The sequence below is a fragment of the Ralstonia sp. NFACC01 genome, from assembly GCF_900115545.1.
GTDB lineage: Bacteria > Pseudomonadota > Gammaproteobacteria > Burkholderiales > Burkholderiaceae > Ralstonia > Ralstonia mojiangensis.
The window spans coordinates 246580-262574 of sequence record NZ_FOWV01000004.1 but is presented as its reverse complement, the minus strand read 5'-3'; the positions used below and the strand labels follow the sequence as shown (position 1 = coordinate 262574).

Below are 15995 nucleotides of genomic sequence, written 5' to 3'. Positions count from 1 at the left end.
GCCTTCCCATGCCCGACATGACCGCTTCCGTGATCGCCTACGCTTCGCACCTGCTGGCCGGCGCCGTGGTGTTCTCCGGCTTCTTTTTCGTCTACCTGCGCCTGACGCCGTATGACGAGTTCAAGCTGATCCGTGAAGGCAATATTGCGGCAGCGCTGTCGCTGTCCGGTGCGCTGCTTGGTTTCGTGCTGACCATCGCGTCGAGCATCACGCATGCCGATGGCCTGGTGCCGTTCCTGTTCTGGGCGGTGATGGCGTCGGTGGTGCAGCTGGTCGTCTTTCTGGTGCTTACGCGGCTGATGCCGGACTACCGCTTGCAGATCGAGCACAACAATATCGCCGCCGGTATGCTGTTTGGCGTGAGTGCGCTGGCCGTGGGCGTGATCAACGCGGCGTGCCTGTCCTGACCTTGTTCTGATTGTTCCTGCCCCGCGAATCATCGCGAAGGAGTTTGCTGTGAGTCTGTCCAGTTTTATCAAGAAGCAGTTCATCGACATCCTGCAATGGACGGAGAGCGAAGACGGCGTGCTTGCCTGGCGCTATCCGATGCAGGACATGGAAATCCAGAACGGCGGCACCCTGGTCGTGCGCGACTCGCAGATGGCGATGTTCGTCAACGAAGGGCAGATCGCTGACGTGTTCAGCGCCGGCACCTTCAAGCTGACCACGCAGACGCTGCCCGTTCTCACGTACCTGAAGAACTGGGACAAGCTGTTCGAATCCCCCTTCAAGTCCGATGTCTATTACTTCAGCACGCGCCAGCAGCTTGGCCGCCGCTGGGGCACGCCGCAGCCGGTGACGGTGCGCGACAAGGATTTCGGCATGATCCGCCTGCGCGCGTTTGGCGTGTACGCCTACCACGTGGCCGATCCGAAGCTGTTCTACCAGCAGGTGAGCGGCACGCGCGACATCTACACCGTGGATGAAGTCGAGGCGCAACTCGCCCCCGTCATCATGGGTGCGATGGCCACGGCGTTTGGCGAATCCGGCGTGCCGTTCCTGGACCTGGCCGCCAACCAGATGCTGATGTCGAACAAGGTGCGCGAGGCGCTGCTGCCGCAGTTCACGCAGTACGGCCTGGCGCTCGACAGCTTCCAGGTTTCCAGTGTCACGCTGCCGGACGAGCTGCAGGCCGCACTGGACCGCCGCATCAGCATGGACATGACCGGCGACATGCAGCGCTTCACGCAATACCAGACGGCCGAATCGCTGCCGCTGGCCGCGCGCAACGAGGGCGGCATCGCCGGTACGGGCGCGGGTTTGGCGGCAGGGCTGGCGATGGGCCAGGCGATGGCCGACAGCCTGCGCACGGCAGTGCAAGGCAACGCTGGCGGGGCAGCTGCTCCGGCGGTTCAACCTGCGGCTGCGGCACCTGCCGCTCCGGCAGCGGACGACCCCACCGCTCGCCTGGCCAAGCTCAAGGAACTGCTCGACAAGGGCCTCATCACGCAAGCTGACTTTGACGCCGGCAAGGCTGCCGTGCTCAAGGCACTGACCGGAGGCTGAGCTTCGGCCCCGCTGATCGGATGACCGGGCGGCACCGCAAGCCGCCCGTTTTTCTGCGCAATTTTTCGCGCAATCGAACGACCTGACCATGTTTCATGCCAACTGCCCGGCGTGTGGCGCGCCGGTGGAACTGAAGTCTGCCGCTGCCGTCATGGCGGTGTGCAGCTTCTGCAAAAGCACGTTGCTGCGCGACGGTGAGACGCTGTCCGACATCGGCAAGATGTCTGCCGTGCTGGAGGACTACGCGCGCGTGCAGATCGGCACCACCGGGCGCTACAAGAACAAGGCGTTCACCGTTGTCGGGCGCATCCAGTTGCGCTACGACGCGGGTTTCTGGAACGAGTGGTACGTGCTGTTTGACGACGGCACCGATGGCTGGCTCGCAGAGGCGTCCGGGCAGGTCACGATGACGTTCGCGCGCGGTACGCCGGCCAATGCGGTTGCGTTCGAAGGGCTGCGCCCGGGTCAGCTTTACGATGCCGAGGGCACGCAATTCACGCTGTCCGACGTGCGCGAGGCCGATTGCACAGGCGGCCAGGGCGAATTGCCGTTCCGCGTGGGCGAAGGCTGGCATGCGCGCGTGGCCGATGGCCGCCGCGAAGACGCTTTCATCACGCTGGATTACTCCGACGGCACGGCCCCCACGCTCTACGTGGGCGAAGCCACCACGCTCGACGTGCTCAAGTGCCAGCTTCTGCGCACCGACGCGGAGATCAAGGAAACCGCTGGCCGCGTCCCGCGCAAGCTCGCGAATCTCGATTGCCCGCAGTGCGGCACGTCAATTCCGTTCAGCCCCGGCCTGACGGGCCATGTGCTGTGCCCCGGCTGCGGCGCAGCCATTGATGCCGCCACGCCGCGCGGCGACATCATTGCGCGCGCGCGGTCGGTGCCGCAGGTGGCCACCACGTTGGAGCTGGGCGACAAGGCGCTCATCGATGGCCTGCAGTGGCAGGTGATCGGCGTGATGCGCCGCACGGTCGTCGACGGCGGAGGCGAATGGTTCGAATACTTGCTGTACACCCCTAAGCGCGGCTTCAGCTGGATGGTCGAAACCGATGACGGCTGGTTCCGCGCCAACGTACTCGACCGCTGGCCCACCCAGCGGGACGGGCGCACCGCAGTGCTCGACGGCAAGGTCTACGCCCGCGACGAGGATTACACCTCGCGAGTGACCTACGCCGCCGGAGCCTTCAACTGGCGTGTCCAATCGGGCGACCAGACGCGCGTTGTCGAATATGCCGCCGGCGAGGAAAGCCTGGCGGCGGAGAGCGACGCGCATGAGCTGACGTGGTCCAAAAGCACGCCGGTCAGCGCCGCGCAGATCAAGGCGTGGTTCGGCAAGGTGGTCGCCGAGCCGGCCAAGGCATCATCGTCGAACTACATGACGGTGGCGGTGGTGGCCTGCGTGCTGCTCGGTCTGCTGAACCTCGTGCCGTTCTTCATGGCGCCCGGCTCCGTGTTCGGTATCACGTTCTTTGCGGCACTGCTGTTGCTGGTGCCCGCGTGGCTGGTCGCCAAGATTGGGGGCGGGGAATGAAGAACTGGTTCGTTCTCTATGCCGTGGCCGTGGTGATTGGCGCGACCTATATGGACTGGAAGGCCGGCTTTGCCGCGCCGCGCACGCCGTCTTACGGCAGCAGCACGGGCGGATCGTCTTACTGGGGCGGCTCATCGGGCGGCAGCGGTTATGGCGGCGGCTTCAGCGGGGGCCACAAGTGACGCGCACTGACGCAGCGCTTTCGGTGGATGAGGCGTCCGCCGCCGTGGGCGAGCATCTTCTGCTCGATCTGTACGGCGTGGCGCCTGCGCTGCTGCGCGATGCCGCTGCACTGGAAACCGCGCTGCGCGATGCTGCCGACGCACTGGGCGCCACCATCCTGCATGCACATCTGCATCGTTTCGATTCCGTGCGCACGGGCTTGCCTGCTGGCGAGCAGGGCGGCGTGACCGGTGTGTTGTTGCTTGCCGAATCGCATCTTTCCATTCACACCTGGCCCGAGCACGGCTTTGCTGCCATCGATGCGTTCATGTGCGGCACTGGCACGACGCATGCCGCGCGCGCGGTGTTCGAGCGTGCGTTGGCGCCGGAACGTGTTGACGTGCGCGTCGCCCGCCGCGGCGGCGAGCCTGCGCCGAACTGATCTACACCGGCTGGCCGTCGAATATCACGCGATTGCGCCCCAGCCGTTTGGCAGCGAGCAGCGCGGCATCGGCGCGCATGATGAGGTCTGTGGGCGTACACAGGTTGCGCCCCGGCTCGCAGCTCGCCAGGCCCAGGCTGATGGTGCAGCGAATGTCGGCCTCGGGCGTGGCAATCACCAAGGCTTCCACCGCGCTACGGAGTCGTTCCGCGATGCTGGCGGCCTGCTGGGTGGTCGTGTCGGGCAGCAACACCAGGAATTCTTCGCCGCCGTAGCGGCCCACCGCATCGACGGGGCGTGAATTCACCCGCAGCGTGCGCGCGATTTCAATCAATACCGTATCGCCCGCGGGGTGACCGTAGGTATCGTTCACGCGCTTGAAGTGGTCAACGTCCACCACCAGCAATGACAGCGGCTGCCTGTGCCGCATCGCGTGGCCACATTCGCGTGTGAGCAGTTCCATCGCAGCGCGCCGGTTCCAGATGCTCAGCATCGGGTCGGTCAGGCTCTCATGGCGTGCGACCTGCAGCTCGGTCAGGATGGAGCGCTGCGTTTCGCTCAGTTCACGTTCGCGAAAACCCGATTCCACCCAACTGGCCAAGTCGTCGAGCAGCTCTTGCTCGGCCTGGTCGAACTCTCGCGGCTTCTGGTCGATCACGCAGAGCGTGCCGACGGCGTAGCCCGCTAGGTTCCTGACGGGCCGCCCGGCATAGAAACGGATGTGCGGCGCGCCGATAACGAGCGGGTTATCGGCAAAGCGCGGGTCGGCCATGGCGTCGGGAATGACCAGCATCTGGTCTTCGGCCACGGCATGCCCGCAGAACGAGATGTCGCGCGGGGTCTCGCGCACGCTCAGACCGATGCACGATTTGAACCACTGGCGCTGGGCGTCGATGAGCGACACGAGCACGATGGGCGCTTCAAACACCCGCTTGGTCGTGCGCGTGACGCGGTCGAACAGTTCCTCATCCGGCGTAGACAGCAACAGCATGTCCTGGAGGGAGGCCAGACGTTCTGCTTCGTTATCCGGAATGGGGGCGGGTTTCATGCGCAGGGGGCGCCGGTCGGGCCGGCGCGCTTGAAACGGGCAATGGGAGAGGGATAGCTCACGCGTAGCAAGCCGCGGGCCCGCGACACATCACGTTAGTGGCCGACCATGTTCTCCGGCCGCACCCACGCATCGAACTGCTCGGGCGTGACATAGCCCAGCGCCAGGGCGGCTTCGCGCAGGCTCGTACCTTCCTTGTGCGCTTTCTTGGCAATCTGCGCCGATTTGTCGTAGCCAATATGCGGGTTGAGCGCCGTCACCAGCATCAGCGAGCGCTGTACCAACTCGTCGATACGGTCGCGGTTCGGTTCGATGCCCGCTGCGCAATGGTCGTTGAAGCTGCGCATGCCGTCCGCCAGCAGGCGCACGCTATGCAGGAAGTTGTAGGCGATCATCGGGCGGAACACATTCAGTTCGAAGTTGCCCGATGCGCCGCCGATGTTCACTGCAACGTCGTTGCCGAACACCTGCGCGCATAGCATCGTCACGGCTTCGCTTTGCGTGGGGTTGACCTTGCCCGGCATGATGGACGAGCCCGGCTCGTTCTCGGGGATGGAGATTTCGCCCAGGCCGCTACGCGGGCCGCTGGCCAGCCACCGGATGTCGTTGGCAATCTTGGTGAGGCTGGCGGCCAGCGTTTTCAGTGCGCCGTGCGCATGGACGAGGCCGTCGGCCGATGCCATGGTCTCGAACTTGTTCGGCGAGGTGATGAAGGGCAGGCCGGTCAGTTGCGCCAGTTCTGCCGCCACCTGTTCTGCGTAGCCGCTGGGGGCGTTCAATCCCGTGCCGACGGCCGTGCCGCCCAGCGCCAGTTCGCACAGGTGGGGCAGGGCGGCGTTCAGGTGCGTCTCGTTGTGCTGCAACTGCGCGACGTAGCCCGAGAACTCCTGGCCAAGCGTGAGTGGCGTCGCGTCCTGCAGATGCGTGCGGCCGATCTTGATGATGTCGTTGAAGTCCGACGCTTTCTTGGCGAGCGTCTCGCGCAGCGTGCGCAGCGAGGGCAGCAGGTGCTGGGTGATGGCCGTCACGGCCGCCACGTGCATCGCCGTGGGGAACACGTCATTGGACGACTGGCTGCGGTTGACGTCATCGTTCGGATGCACGAGGCGCGCTTCGCCACGCTCGCCGCCCAGCAGTTCGCTGGCGCGGTTGGCAAGCACCTCGTTCATGTTCATGTTGGTCTGCGTGCCCGAGCCCGTTTGCCAGACCACCAACGGAAATTCACTCGGATGCTTGCCTGCGATGACTTCATCGGCTGCCCCCACGATGGCGTTGGCCTTCTCCGCGGAGAGCAGCCCGAGCCGATGGTTGACGACGGCGCTGGCACGTTTGATGCGGGCGAGCGCGTCGATCAACTCGCGCGGCATGCGGTCGCCGGCAATGTCGAAGTTCTGCAGCGAGCGTTGCGTTTGTGCGCCCCACAGGTGGTCGGCAGGGACTTCAATGGGGCCAAAGGTGTCGCGTTCGGTACGGGTCGTCATGGCAGAGGAATGGCACGAGGTGACTGGAATGAACGCTCCAGTATAGGCAGAGCCCAGTGCCCCTGTTGGCGGTAGGGCGGATACGCCAGCTTGGCCGAGTACAGCGTTTGCGGGCTCGGGCGAGGCACGCCACAATGACGGCTGCCTCGCATACCCCGCCGCTTCCGCCCCCGCGCCCCATGCCCACCACGCCCTCCGCCTCGCTCGACAAATCGCTGAAACCGCTCCTCTGGCTGGTGGCCATGGGTCTGTTCATGCAGACGCTCGATTCCACCATCGTCAACACCGCCTTGCCGGCCATGGCGCGCAGCCTGTCGGAAAGCCCGCTGAAGATGCAGTCGGTCATCATCGCCTACACGCTGACGACCGCCATGCTGATGCCGGCCTCGGGCTGGCTGGCCGATCGCTTCGGCACGCGAAAGATGTTCTTCGCCGCCATCTTCCTGTTCACGATCGGTTCCTTGCTCTGCGCGGAGTCCCGCAGCCTGACCATGCTGATTGCCTCCCGCGTGGTGCAAGGCGTGGGCGGCGCGCTGCTGATGCCCGTGGGGCGGCTGACGGTGCTGCGGGTGGTGCCGCGGGAGCAGTTTTTGCCCGCCATGAGTTTCGTCACTATCCCGGGGCTGATCGGCCCGCTGATCGGCCCGACGCTGGGAGGCTGGCTGGTGGAGGCCGTGTCGTGGCACTGGATCTTCCTGATCAATATTCCCGTGGGGGTGATCGGCGCGCTGGTCACGCTCAAGGTGATGCCCGATGTGCACGCTGAAGACGACAACCGCTTCGACTGGTCCGGCTACCTGATGCTGGCCTTTGGCATGGCGGCGGTGTCGTTCTCGCTCGATGGGCTGTCGGAACTGGGCTTCCAGCACGCCACGGTGCTGGTGCTGCTGATCTTCGGTCTGGCCGCGCTCACGGCTTACTGGCTGCATGCGGGGCGCGTGACCGGGCCGCTGTTTCCGCGCACGCTGTTCGGCATTCCGAGCTTTTCGATTGGTGTGCTGGGCAATCTGTTTGCGCGCATCGGCAGCGGAGGGATGCCGTTCCTTATTCCTCTGCTGCTGCAGGTGAGCCTGGGCTACACGCCGCTGCAGGCCGGGCTGATGATGGTGCCGGTGGCCGCTGCCGGCATGGCCGCCAAGCCGTTGGGCACGTGGGCCATCAAGCGCTACGGATATCGCCGCATGCTCTCTGTCAACACGGTCATGGTCGGCCTGATGATGGCCAGCTTTGCTGTGATGACGCCCAACGTGCCGGTGTGGCTGCGCATCGTGCAATTGGCGGTCTTTGGCACCTTCAACTCGATGCAGTTCACGGCCATGAACACGCTCACGCTGAAGGACCTGACCGGCCCGCTGGCCAGCGCGGGCAACAGCATGCTGTCGATGGTGATGATGCTGTCGATGAGCCTGGGCGTGGCCGCGGCTGGCGCGCTGCTGACGGGCTTTACGGACTTCACCGCCGGGCCGGAAGGGCGCGACACGCTGGCTGCGTTCCACAAGACGTTCGTCTGCGTGGGCGTCATGACCTGCGCGGCCGCGTGGATCTTCGCCCAGCTCTCGCGCTTCGAGTCGACGCAGGTCGTCAAGCAGCCCGAGTTGGAGGTGCATTGACTGCACCCTTCGGCGATCGCGCTGGCTACTTTTTCCAGTAGCCGCGCATCTTCTGGCTCAGGTCGACCTTGGCTGCGGCACGCGCTTCGGCTGCGGGGTCCGCGCCGGGCTCCGGTTCCGGCCATGCGCACGCTTCGAACAGCGGCAGCAGCGCAGGCGGAATGAAGCGCGTGCGCGACGCGTAGATGTGCCGGTCGCCGTTGGGGGTTTGCTGCGTGACGTAGAAGCGCTGCGGCACCAGGATGTCCAGATGCTCGCGCGCACGGGTCATCGCCACGTAGAGCAGCCGGCGTTCTTCTTCCAGTTCTTCATGCGAACCGGCGCCCAGATCGGCCGGCATGCAGCCGTCCACGGCGTTCAGCACATACACCGCCTTCCACTCCTGGCCTTTCGATGAGTGAATGGTCGAGAGGATCAGGTAGTCCTCATCGCGGTACGGGTCGCCCGATTCATCGCTGGTCAGCTCGGGCGGGTCGAGCGTCATCTCGGTCAGGAAGCGCTCGCGCGTGGCGTACGTGGCGGCCATGCGGGCGAGCTGGTCCAGATCGCCCTGGCGCACGGCTGCGTCGTCGTGCAGGCGCTCCATGTGCGGCGTGTACCAGGCGCCTACGGCTTCGAGTTCGCCAGCCCATTCCAGACTGTCTTTGGGCGTGCGCAAGGCTTGCATGAGTGCCATCAGCGCAGACCAGTCGCCGGCCAGCCGTGCCGGTGGCTCGTAGGCAAGCAGTGCGGCAATCGGGTCCGCCGCTTCCGCCATGGCGTCGAGCACGCGTGCCGCCGTGGCAGGGCCCGCACCCGGCAGCAGCTGGATCACGCGAAACCCGGCAATGCGGTTACGCGGGTTCTCGGCCCAGCGCAGTACCGAAAGCACATCCTTCACATGCGCGGCTTCCAGAAACTTGAGGCCGCCGTATTTCACAAACGGGATGTTGCGGCGCGTGAGCTCGATCTCCAGCGGCGCGCTGTGGCTCGCGGTGCGAAACAGCACCGCCTGCGATTTCAGCGTCAGCCCACCTTCCCGGTGATGCAGCACCCGCTCGGCCACGCAGCGCGCCTGCTCGGCTTCGTCACGCACCGAAATCAAACGCGGGCGATGCGTCGATGCGCGGTCCGTCCACAACGTTTTGGCAAAGCGCTCCGTTGCGAAGCGCATCACGCCGTTGGAGGCATCCAGAATCGGTTGCGTCGACCGGTAATTGCGCTCCAGCAGCACGGTGTGCGCCGGCCGCGAAAAGTGGCGCGGAAAATCGAGGATGTTGCGCACCGTCGCCGCGCGAAATGCGTAGATCGATTGCGCGTCGTCGCCCACCACGGTAACGCCGCGGCCGTCCGGGCGCAGCGCACGCAGGATGGACGACTGCAGCCGGTTGGTGTCCTGGTATTCGTCGACGAGGATGTGGTCGAAGCGCGCGCCGATCTCGGCCGCCAGTTCTGCGTCAGACACCATCGCGTGCCAGTAGAGCAGCAGGTCGTCGTAATCGAGCACGTGCTGCGCCTGCTTGGCTTCGACATATGCATCGAACAGCGTGCGCAGCTGCGTTTCCCACATCGCGCACCACGGAAAGTGGTGCTTGAGCACGGCGTTCAGCGGGCTCTCGGCGTTGATGGCGCGCGAGTAGATCGCGATGCACGTCTGCTTGAGCGGGAAGCGGCGTTCCTTGGTCGACAGGTTCAGCTCATGGCGCACAACGTTGAGCAGATCGGCCGAATCGCTGCGGTCGTGGATGGTGAAATCGGGCGCGAGGCCGACGCGCTCGGCGTATTCACGCAGCAGGCGCGCGCCGATGCCGTGGAAGGTACCGGCCCAGGGCAGGGTGGTTTTGTACGAAGTGCCAGCCGAATTGAGGGCGTTGTTCGATCGCTCGCCCTGCATGGCACGCGCCAGCAGGTGGCCGGCGCGGTTGGACAGCTCGCTCGCCGCCCGGCGGGAAAACGTCAGCAGCAGGATGCGTTGCGGATCGGCGCCGTTGGCCACCAGATGCGCCACGCGCCAGCCCAGCGTGTGCGTCTTGCCGGACCCGGCTCCGGCCAGCACGAGGAGCGGGCCGGTTTCCGCCGCGTCTGCCCCGGAAATACCGAACTCGACCGCCTGGCGCTGCTGTTCGTTCAGTTGGGCCAGGTAGCCGGGGCTGGCCGGGGCATTGGCGGTGTCAGGGGTGGAGGAGGCGGTAAGCACGGCATGGCGTCACAAAAAATAACTGTATGAATATACAGCACCGTGCTGCCTGCTTTCGGAAAGTGAGGGCGGTGAATGGGAGGGTGGATCAGATACCGTCCCGCAGCGTCTTCGCGAAATCCTGCGGTGAAGCCCGCCGGTTGAGGGCCTCCACCAGGTCCGCCAGGAACCAGGGCAGCACGAGCTGCGTGCCTGGATCGCTCAGCCCGATGCGGAGCGTGTCCGTAGACGCCGGTTCGGCGGCTTTGGCCGGCTGGATCGGCTGACTGTGGGCGAGCATCCCTTGCAGGTCCTGATCGGTGAATGTGAAGGTCGACGTGGTCAGGGCCGAAGCGGACATTGCTGCCGACATCAGCGTCGCGGCCACGACAAGGTGTTTGAGGGTGGTGGCAGGCATCGTGGCCTCCAGGGCAAAACGGTTGGGTGGGTAGATGACCGGCGCGCAGCGCGATGGCCGCGGCAATGATCCTCCCTCCGATCCTGGCGGTGGCTTAGGGTTCCGTTTCGCTCAGGAAAACCTAAATATCGCGTGCAATTCGATCAGTTGGCCTGCGGTTGCAGGGCGATCACCGCCATTCCCGTCAACGCAATGGCCGCACCGCCGATGTCCCAGCGCGTGAGCGTCACGCCGTCGACCAGGCGCAGCCACACCAGCGCCACGGCGATATACATGCCGCCGTATGCGGCATAGGTGCGGCCGGCTGCGGTCGGGTGCAGCGTCAGCAACCACGCAAACAGCGCCAGCGAGGCGGCCGCCGGCAGTAAGAGCCAGACCGGCTTGCCCTGCCGCAGCACGAGCCAGGGTAGATAGCAACCGACGATTTCCGCCACGGCGGTGACGGCAAACAGCATGGCAATGCGAAGCAGTTCCAAAGCGGGCCCCGAAGCAATCAAAACGCGGACGGCGCAGATTGTGGCATGCGCCGCCGCGCTGCCACGGGGTCTCAGGCGTGCGAGGCGGCGTGCGCCTGCAGCAGTGCATCGACTTCCTCCTGCGTGCCCGCATACGCGCCGGCGCGTGTGGCTGTGAGGGCGGCCGCGGCGGCGGCTTGGCGCAAGTGCGCTTGCACGGGCGCTTCGGGCGATTGCAGCAGGCTCGCCAGCCAGCTGCCCATGGCGGCATCGCCGCAGCCGACGGTGTCCGCCACCGGCACGGCAAAGGCCGGTTGGGCGATACGCGGATCGTCTTGCCCACCGTGCGCCGCTGCCATCCATTCCATGCCCTCCGCCCCGAGCGTGAGCAGGATGTCGGCCTGCGGCGCGAGGGTGCGCAGCGTGGTCAGTGGATCGGCATCCCCGGGAAACAGTTGGCGCAAATCTTCATCCGACACCTTGATGACCGATGCGATGGCAGCCATGCGCAGCAGCAGCGGCGCGTAGTGCGGAGCGTTCATCGCCGTGCGCCAGTTCGGGTCGAAGGTGATGCGGGTGCCTTGTGCGGCCAGCGTTTCGGCCAGCGCCACGAGGCGGCTGCCCAGCGGCTCGCGCGCCAGGCTGATGCAGCCGAAGTGGGCGATCTCCACGGCCGTTTGCCACCCGGCGGGCAGGGCTTGCACATCGAAATGCAGATCGGCGCTGTCGTCGCCCACGAAGAAATAGTGCGGCGGCTGGATGGACGTGACCATCGCCAGCAATGGCGAGCGGTCGACCCGCTGCAGAAAGCGCAAGTCGAGGCCAGCCGCCTGGGAATCGGCGAAGAGCGCATCGCCGAACACGTCGTTGCTGATGGCGCCTGCGTAGCCCGTGGGCACGCCCAGGCGCGCTGCCACGCGCGCGACGTTCCAGCATGCGCCGCCTGGCCGGGCGAGCCATTGGCCGTTGCCTTGGTGCAGGAAATCGGTCAGCGCTTCGCCAAAGACGACGAGGCGGGGCAAGGGCAGGGCGTCGGTCATGCGGGCAAGGGCAGCTCAGTCGTTTGGGCGGAAGGTGTAACCGGCAGCGGCGAAGCACGCTGATACAGCGCACGGAATGTCGACAGCCGTTCAGCAAGGCGTGCGTGGCGTGTGGCATCGGGCCGATACGTGGCTTGCACGGGCGGCTTGGCGCAGACGGCTGCTTCGATGCCGCCATCGGCCATCCAGCCCAGGCGCGCGGCACCGAGCGCGCCACCGGCTTCGCTGCCGACATGCGTTGTCAGTTCTGTGTTGAGGGTGTCGGCCAGCAACTGCGCCCAGAATGGACTGCGCGAGCCGCCGCCCACAAACGAGAGCGATGCAACCTGCGTGCCCGCTGCGCGCAATGCGTCCAGGCCATCCGCCATGCCGAAGGCGACGCCCTCGATCACGGCGTAACCGAGCGCGGCGCGGTCGCTCGCATGCGTGAGGTTGTGAAAATGGCCTTGCGCAAACGCATCGTTGTGCGGCGTGCGCTCGCCGCTGAGGTAGGGCAGGAAGAACGGTGCGGACTTGCGTTCAGATTCGGCCACTGCGGCAATTTCAGGCAGCAGCGTGGCTTCCGGCACGCTTGTCAGCCGGCAGAACCAGCGCAGGCAGCTCGCGGCGGACAGCATCACGCTCATCTGATGCCAGCGCCCCGGCAGCGCATGGCAGAACGCGTGCACGGCTTGAGCCGGGTTTGGGCGGAAGCGGTCATTGACGACAAAGATCACGCCCGACGTGCCCAGCGACAGAAAGCCATCGCCCGGCTGGGTCGCACCGATGCCCACAGCGCTGGCCGCACCATCGCCACCGCCGCCAGCAACGACGACGCCACGCGCAAGGCCCCATGCATCGGCCACCTCGGGCAGCAGCGTGCCGCTGGGCGCGCTGCCTTCTACCAGGCGTGGCATCTGGCTGCGTGACAAGCCCGTCGCGGCGAGCAGTTCGTCAGACCACGCGCGCTGTGCCACGTCCAGCCACAGCGTGCCGCCCGCGTCCGATGGGTCGGATGCGCGCTCGCCCGTCAGGCGAAGGCGCAGGTAATCCTTGGGCAGCATCACGCAATCGATGGCGTTGAACACATCGCGCTCATGGCGTGCGCTCCACAGCAGCTTCGGCGCGGTAAAACCGGGCATTGCCAGGTTGCCGGCAACGGTATGCAGCTCGGGCACGCGGCGGGTGAGTTCAAGGCATTCCACGGTGCTGCGTGTGTCGTTCCAGAGCATGGCGGGACGCAGCACGCGGTTGCGTGCGTCGAGCAGCACCGCGCCGTGCATCTGGCCCGACAGGCCGATCGCGCGCGTGGCGGCAAAGGCTTCCGGTGCGGCCTCGCGCAGCTTGCCGATAGCGGCGCTGGTGGCCTGCCACCAGTCTTCCGGCGTCTGCTCGGCCCAACCCGGATGCGGCCGCGATACGGTGAGCGGCTCGCCCGCCGTGCCGACGATGGAGCCCGCCGCGTCCAGCAACAGCACTTTGACTTCCGAGGTTCCGAGATCGATGCCGAGGTACATGAGGCCGCCGGGTCCGGTTGCTTGAACCGTGGATTGTCGCGCGAATCCGCTGATACGTTGGTTGGCAACTAACCGGCCGTTGCGGCTTGTTCGACTGCCAGCCACGCTCGCACATGCTCGATGGCGTTGCGAACAAGGCTCGTGAGCGTTTCCGTGCCCGCGAGGCTGCCCCACAGTGCGGCGTTCCGGCAGTACACCGCAACCGGGTCATCGGCCTCAAGCATGGCTTGCGCGGCAACGGGATCGAACTGGCCGTCCTGATAGGCATACGGCAGCGTGCCCGCATGCCAGTGCTCCAGGAAGACGAAGAACAGCGCCGGCAGCATTGCCGTGGCAAGCGGCACATGCCCGCGCGCAAAGGATTCCGCCAGCGTGGGCGTGACGAACCCCGGGATTTTCGAAAAACCGTCCGCCGCCACGCGCTGGTTGGTATCCCTGATGTGCGGATTGGCGAAACGGTCGAGCACGGTGTCGCGGTAGGCGGCCAGGTCGACGGGGCTGGGCTGATTGGCCGTGAGACACGGGATGACATCGTCGGTCACGTAGTCGCACGCCATGCGGTGGATGGACAGCACGGCAACGCTTTCGTCAATCGTGTGCAGCCCCAACAGCGTGCCGGCCCAGGCGATGCAGCTATGGCTGGCGTTGAGCACGCGAATCTTTGCTTCTTCGTACGGCAGTACCGAAGGGACGAACTCGACGCCCACGCGTTCGAGCGCAGGCCGCCCGGCACGGAAATCGTCTTCCACCACCCATTGCGCAAAGGTCTCGGCCATCACGGGGCAGCGGTCTGGCCAGCCGGTCTGTGCGGCAACGCGTTCGCGCAAGGTGTCGGTCGGGCGTGGCGTGATGCGGTCGACCATCGTGTTGGGCGTGCTGGCATATGCGTCGAGCCATGCTACGAGGCCGCTGTCGCCGGGCCTGCCGCGCAACGTGAGGAACTGGCGCAGGCCGCTTCGGAAGCGCTCGCCGTTGTGGCGCAGGTTGTCGCAATTGAGCAGCGTGAGGGGCGCGCCGCCACGCTGCAAGCGCAGGTGCAGCAGACGGGCCAGCGCGCCGTATAGCGTGCAGGCACCGCCGCGCAGGTCAGCGGCGATATCTGGCTGTGTCGCGTCGAGCTGGTGCTGCTCGTCGAGGTAGTAGCCGCCCTCCGTCACGGTAAAGGAGATCACGCGCGTATCGGGCGCCGCCCCGATCTCGCACAGCGCGGCAAGTTCGGTATCCCACGGCACGACGGCATCGATGGATTGGACGCGCGTGTACGCGCGATGGCCGGCGGTGTCGACGGTCTCCAGCGTGTAAGCGCCGTGCTGAGCGGCAAGGTCATGCAGCAGCGGGCCGGTATCGTCGCGGATATTGGCCAGCGCTAAACGCCACGACGTGTCGCCGGTCTCGCGAAGGCGATGCAGATACCACGCCTGATGCGCGCGATGGAAGGAGCCGGCACCCAGGTGCAGCCAGGTGGAAGAAGCGTTGGGGGAGGGCATGATCGGGGAGAGCAACGTTGGGCGGTGTGAACCTCAGGCGGCCAGTTGCGCTTGCAGGCGCGCCAGCGCACGGCCTTCGGCGTCGAACAGGTGGCAGTGCGCGGCGTCGGCAGACAACGTGATGGCGCTGCCGTGCGCGAGCCGGGTCGATTCCGGCACGCGCAGCACAAGACCGTCGGGTGCGGCTTCGCAATCGGCATGCAGATAGGCCACGTCGCCCAGGGACTCGATATGCGTGACGGTGCCCCGCAGGGTGCCGGCCGTGTCGAGATGCAGATGCTCCGGGCGGATGCCGAGCGTGACGGCATCCCCCGCACGCAGTTCACCCGGCGACACGGCCACCGGCTGTTGGCCCCCCGCAAGCGTTACGGACACACCCGACGCATCGGCACGATCGACGACGCCACGCAGGAAGTTCATCTTGGGCGAGCCGATGAAGCCGGCCACAAACTGGCTGGCCGGGTGGTGATACAGCGTTTGTGGAGAGCCGACCTGCTCGATGCGTCCGTCACGCAGCACGACGATCTTGTCGGCCAGCGTCATCGCTTCCACCTGATCGTGCGTGACGTAGATCATGGTCGTCTTCAATGCGTCGTGCAGGCGGGCAAACTCCAGGCGCATCTTCACGCGCAGCGCGGCATCGAGGTTGGAGAGCGGTTCGTCAAACAGGAAGACCTTCGGCTCGCGGGTGATGGCTCGACCAATGGCCACGCGCTGGCGTTGGCCCCCGGAGAGCTGGCGCGGCTTGCGATCGAGCAGCGCATCGATGTGCAGCACTTCGGCGGCACGGCGCACGGCAGTGTCGATAGCCTCGCGCTTCATGCCCGAGAGCTTCAGGCCAAAGGCCATGTTGTCGTACACGCTCATGTGCGGATACAGCGCGTACGACTGGAACACCATCGCAATGCCGCGCTTGGCGGGCACCACATCGTTCACACGCGTATCGCCGATCAACAGATCGCCGGCGTCGATGCCTTCCAGGCCTGCAATCGTGCGCAGCAATGTCGATTTGCCACAGCCCGATGGCCCGACGAAGACAACGAATTCGCCATCGGCAATGTCGAGGTTGATGTCGTGCAGGACGGTGTTCTGCTCGTAACGCTTCTGCAGATTGCGCAGGGTCAGGCTGGCCATGGCGAGGTCTCCTTGGGCGTGTTC

Annotated in this window: 15 protein-coding genes; 6 read left to right on the top strand and 9 right to left on the bottom strand. The window is 65.9% G+C overall.

The features are described from left to right. The first annotated feature begins 8 nt into the window (after positions 1–8). The 5 genes from BM136_RS12220 (at position 9) to speD (ending at position 3647) form a co-directional block, all read left to right on the top strand. Entirely contained in the window at positions 9–407 is a 399-nt protein-coding gene (locus tag BM136_RS12220) for a DUF350 domain-containing protein (protein WP_092972085.1), read from the top strand. Between the two features lie 49 nt (positions 408–456). After that, positions 457–1506, top strand: coding sequence for an SPFH domain-containing protein (locus BM136_RS12215; protein WP_092972084.1), 1050 nt, complete (start codon positions 457–459; stop codon positions 1504–1506). 88 nt (positions 1507–1594) lie between these two features. Then, positions 1595–3043: a DUF4178 domain-containing protein gene (locus BM136_RS12210; protein WP_092972083.1), complete on the top strand. Its 1449-nt coding sequence runs from the start codon at positions 1595–1597 to the stop codon at positions 3041–3043. After that, positions 3040–3225, top strand: a complete 186-nt coding sequence (locus BM136_RS12205; protein ID WP_039375299.1) for a hypothetical protein — start codon at positions 3040–3042, stop codon at positions 3223–3225. The genes BM136_RS12210 and BM136_RS12205 overlap by 4 nt, the downstream gene beginning before the upstream one ends. After that, on the top strand, positions 3222–3647 hold the full coding sequence (gene speD / locus BM136_RS12200; RefSeq protein ID WP_092972082.1) for an adenosylmethionine decarboxylase: 426 nt from the start codon (positions 3222–3224) through the stop codon (positions 3645–3647). Before BM136_RS12205 ends, speD begins: the two co-directional genes overlap by 4 nt. Before the next feature lies 1 nt (position 3648). Here the strand turns inward: speD and BM136_RS12195 are convergent, their stop codons facing one another. Both BM136_RS12195 and fumC read right to left on the bottom strand, forming a co-directional pair. After that, a complete protein-coding gene (locus BM136_RS12195) occupies positions 3649–4695 on the bottom strand; it encodes a sensor domain-containing diguanylate cyclase (protein WP_092972081.1) in 1047 nt (348 codons plus the stop codon). A gap of 95 nt (positions 4696–4790) precedes the next feature. Further along, positions 4791–6176: a class II fumarate hydratase gene (fumC, locus tag BM136_RS12190; RefSeq protein ID WP_092972080.1), complete on the bottom strand. Its 1386-nt coding sequence runs from the start codon at positions 6174–6176 to the stop codon at positions 4791–4793. 179 nt (positions 6177–6355) lie between these two features. Here fumC and mdtD point away from each other — a divergent pair, with 179 nt between their 5' ends. Beyond that, entirely contained in the window at positions 6356–7786 is a 1431-nt protein-coding gene (mdtD, locus tag BM136_RS12185) for a multidrug transporter subunit MdtD (RefSeq protein WP_092972079.1), read from the top strand. 25 nt (positions 7787–7811) lie between these two features. On the opposite strand, the gene BM136_RS12180 is transcribed toward mdtD, so the two are convergent. The 7 genes from BM136_RS12180 to BM136_RS12150 form a co-directional block, all read right to left on the bottom strand. Continuing rightward, positions 7812–9962, bottom strand: a complete 2151-nt coding sequence (locus BM136_RS12180) for an ATP-dependent helicase (RefSeq protein ID WP_092972078.1) — start codon at positions 9960–9962, stop codon at positions 7812–7814. An 88-nt stretch (positions 9963–10050) separates the two neighbouring features. Further along, positions 10051–10359, bottom strand: a complete 309-nt coding sequence (locus BM136_RS12175) for a hypothetical protein (RefSeq protein WP_092972319.1) — start codon at positions 10357–10359, stop codon at positions 10051–10053. 143 nt (positions 10360–10502) lie between these two features. Then, positions 10503–10835, bottom strand: coding sequence for a YnfA family protein (locus BM136_RS12170; protein WP_092972077.1), 333 nt, complete (start codon positions 10833–10835; stop codon positions 10503–10505). A gap of 71 nt (positions 10836–10906) precedes the next feature. Next, entirely contained in the window at positions 10907–11854 is a 948-nt protein-coding gene (locus BM136_RS12165; protein ID WP_092972076.1) for a carbohydrate kinase family protein, read from the bottom strand. Continuing rightward, positions 11851–13350: a xylulokinase gene (xylB, locus tag BM136_RS12160; RefSeq protein ID WP_092972075.1), complete on the bottom strand. Its 1500-nt coding sequence runs from the start codon at positions 13348–13350 to the stop codon at positions 11851–11853. Before xylB ends, BM136_RS12165 begins: the two co-directional genes overlap by 4 nt. Positions 13351–13418: 68 nt before the next feature. Beyond that, positions 13419–14837 carry a D-arabinitol 4-dehydrogenase gene (gene dalD, locus BM136_RS12155; RefSeq protein WP_092972074.1) on the bottom strand — a complete coding sequence of 473 codons (1419 nt, stop codon included), beginning with the start codon at positions 14835–14837 and terminating at the stop codon, positions 13419–13421. A gap of 33 nt (positions 14838–14870) precedes the next feature. Next, positions 14871–15971, bottom strand: coding sequence for an ABC transporter ATP-binding protein (locus tag BM136_RS12150; RefSeq protein ID WP_092972073.1), 1101 nt, complete (start codon positions 15969–15971; stop codon positions 14871–14873). Positions 15972–15995 lie beyond the last annotated feature (24 nt).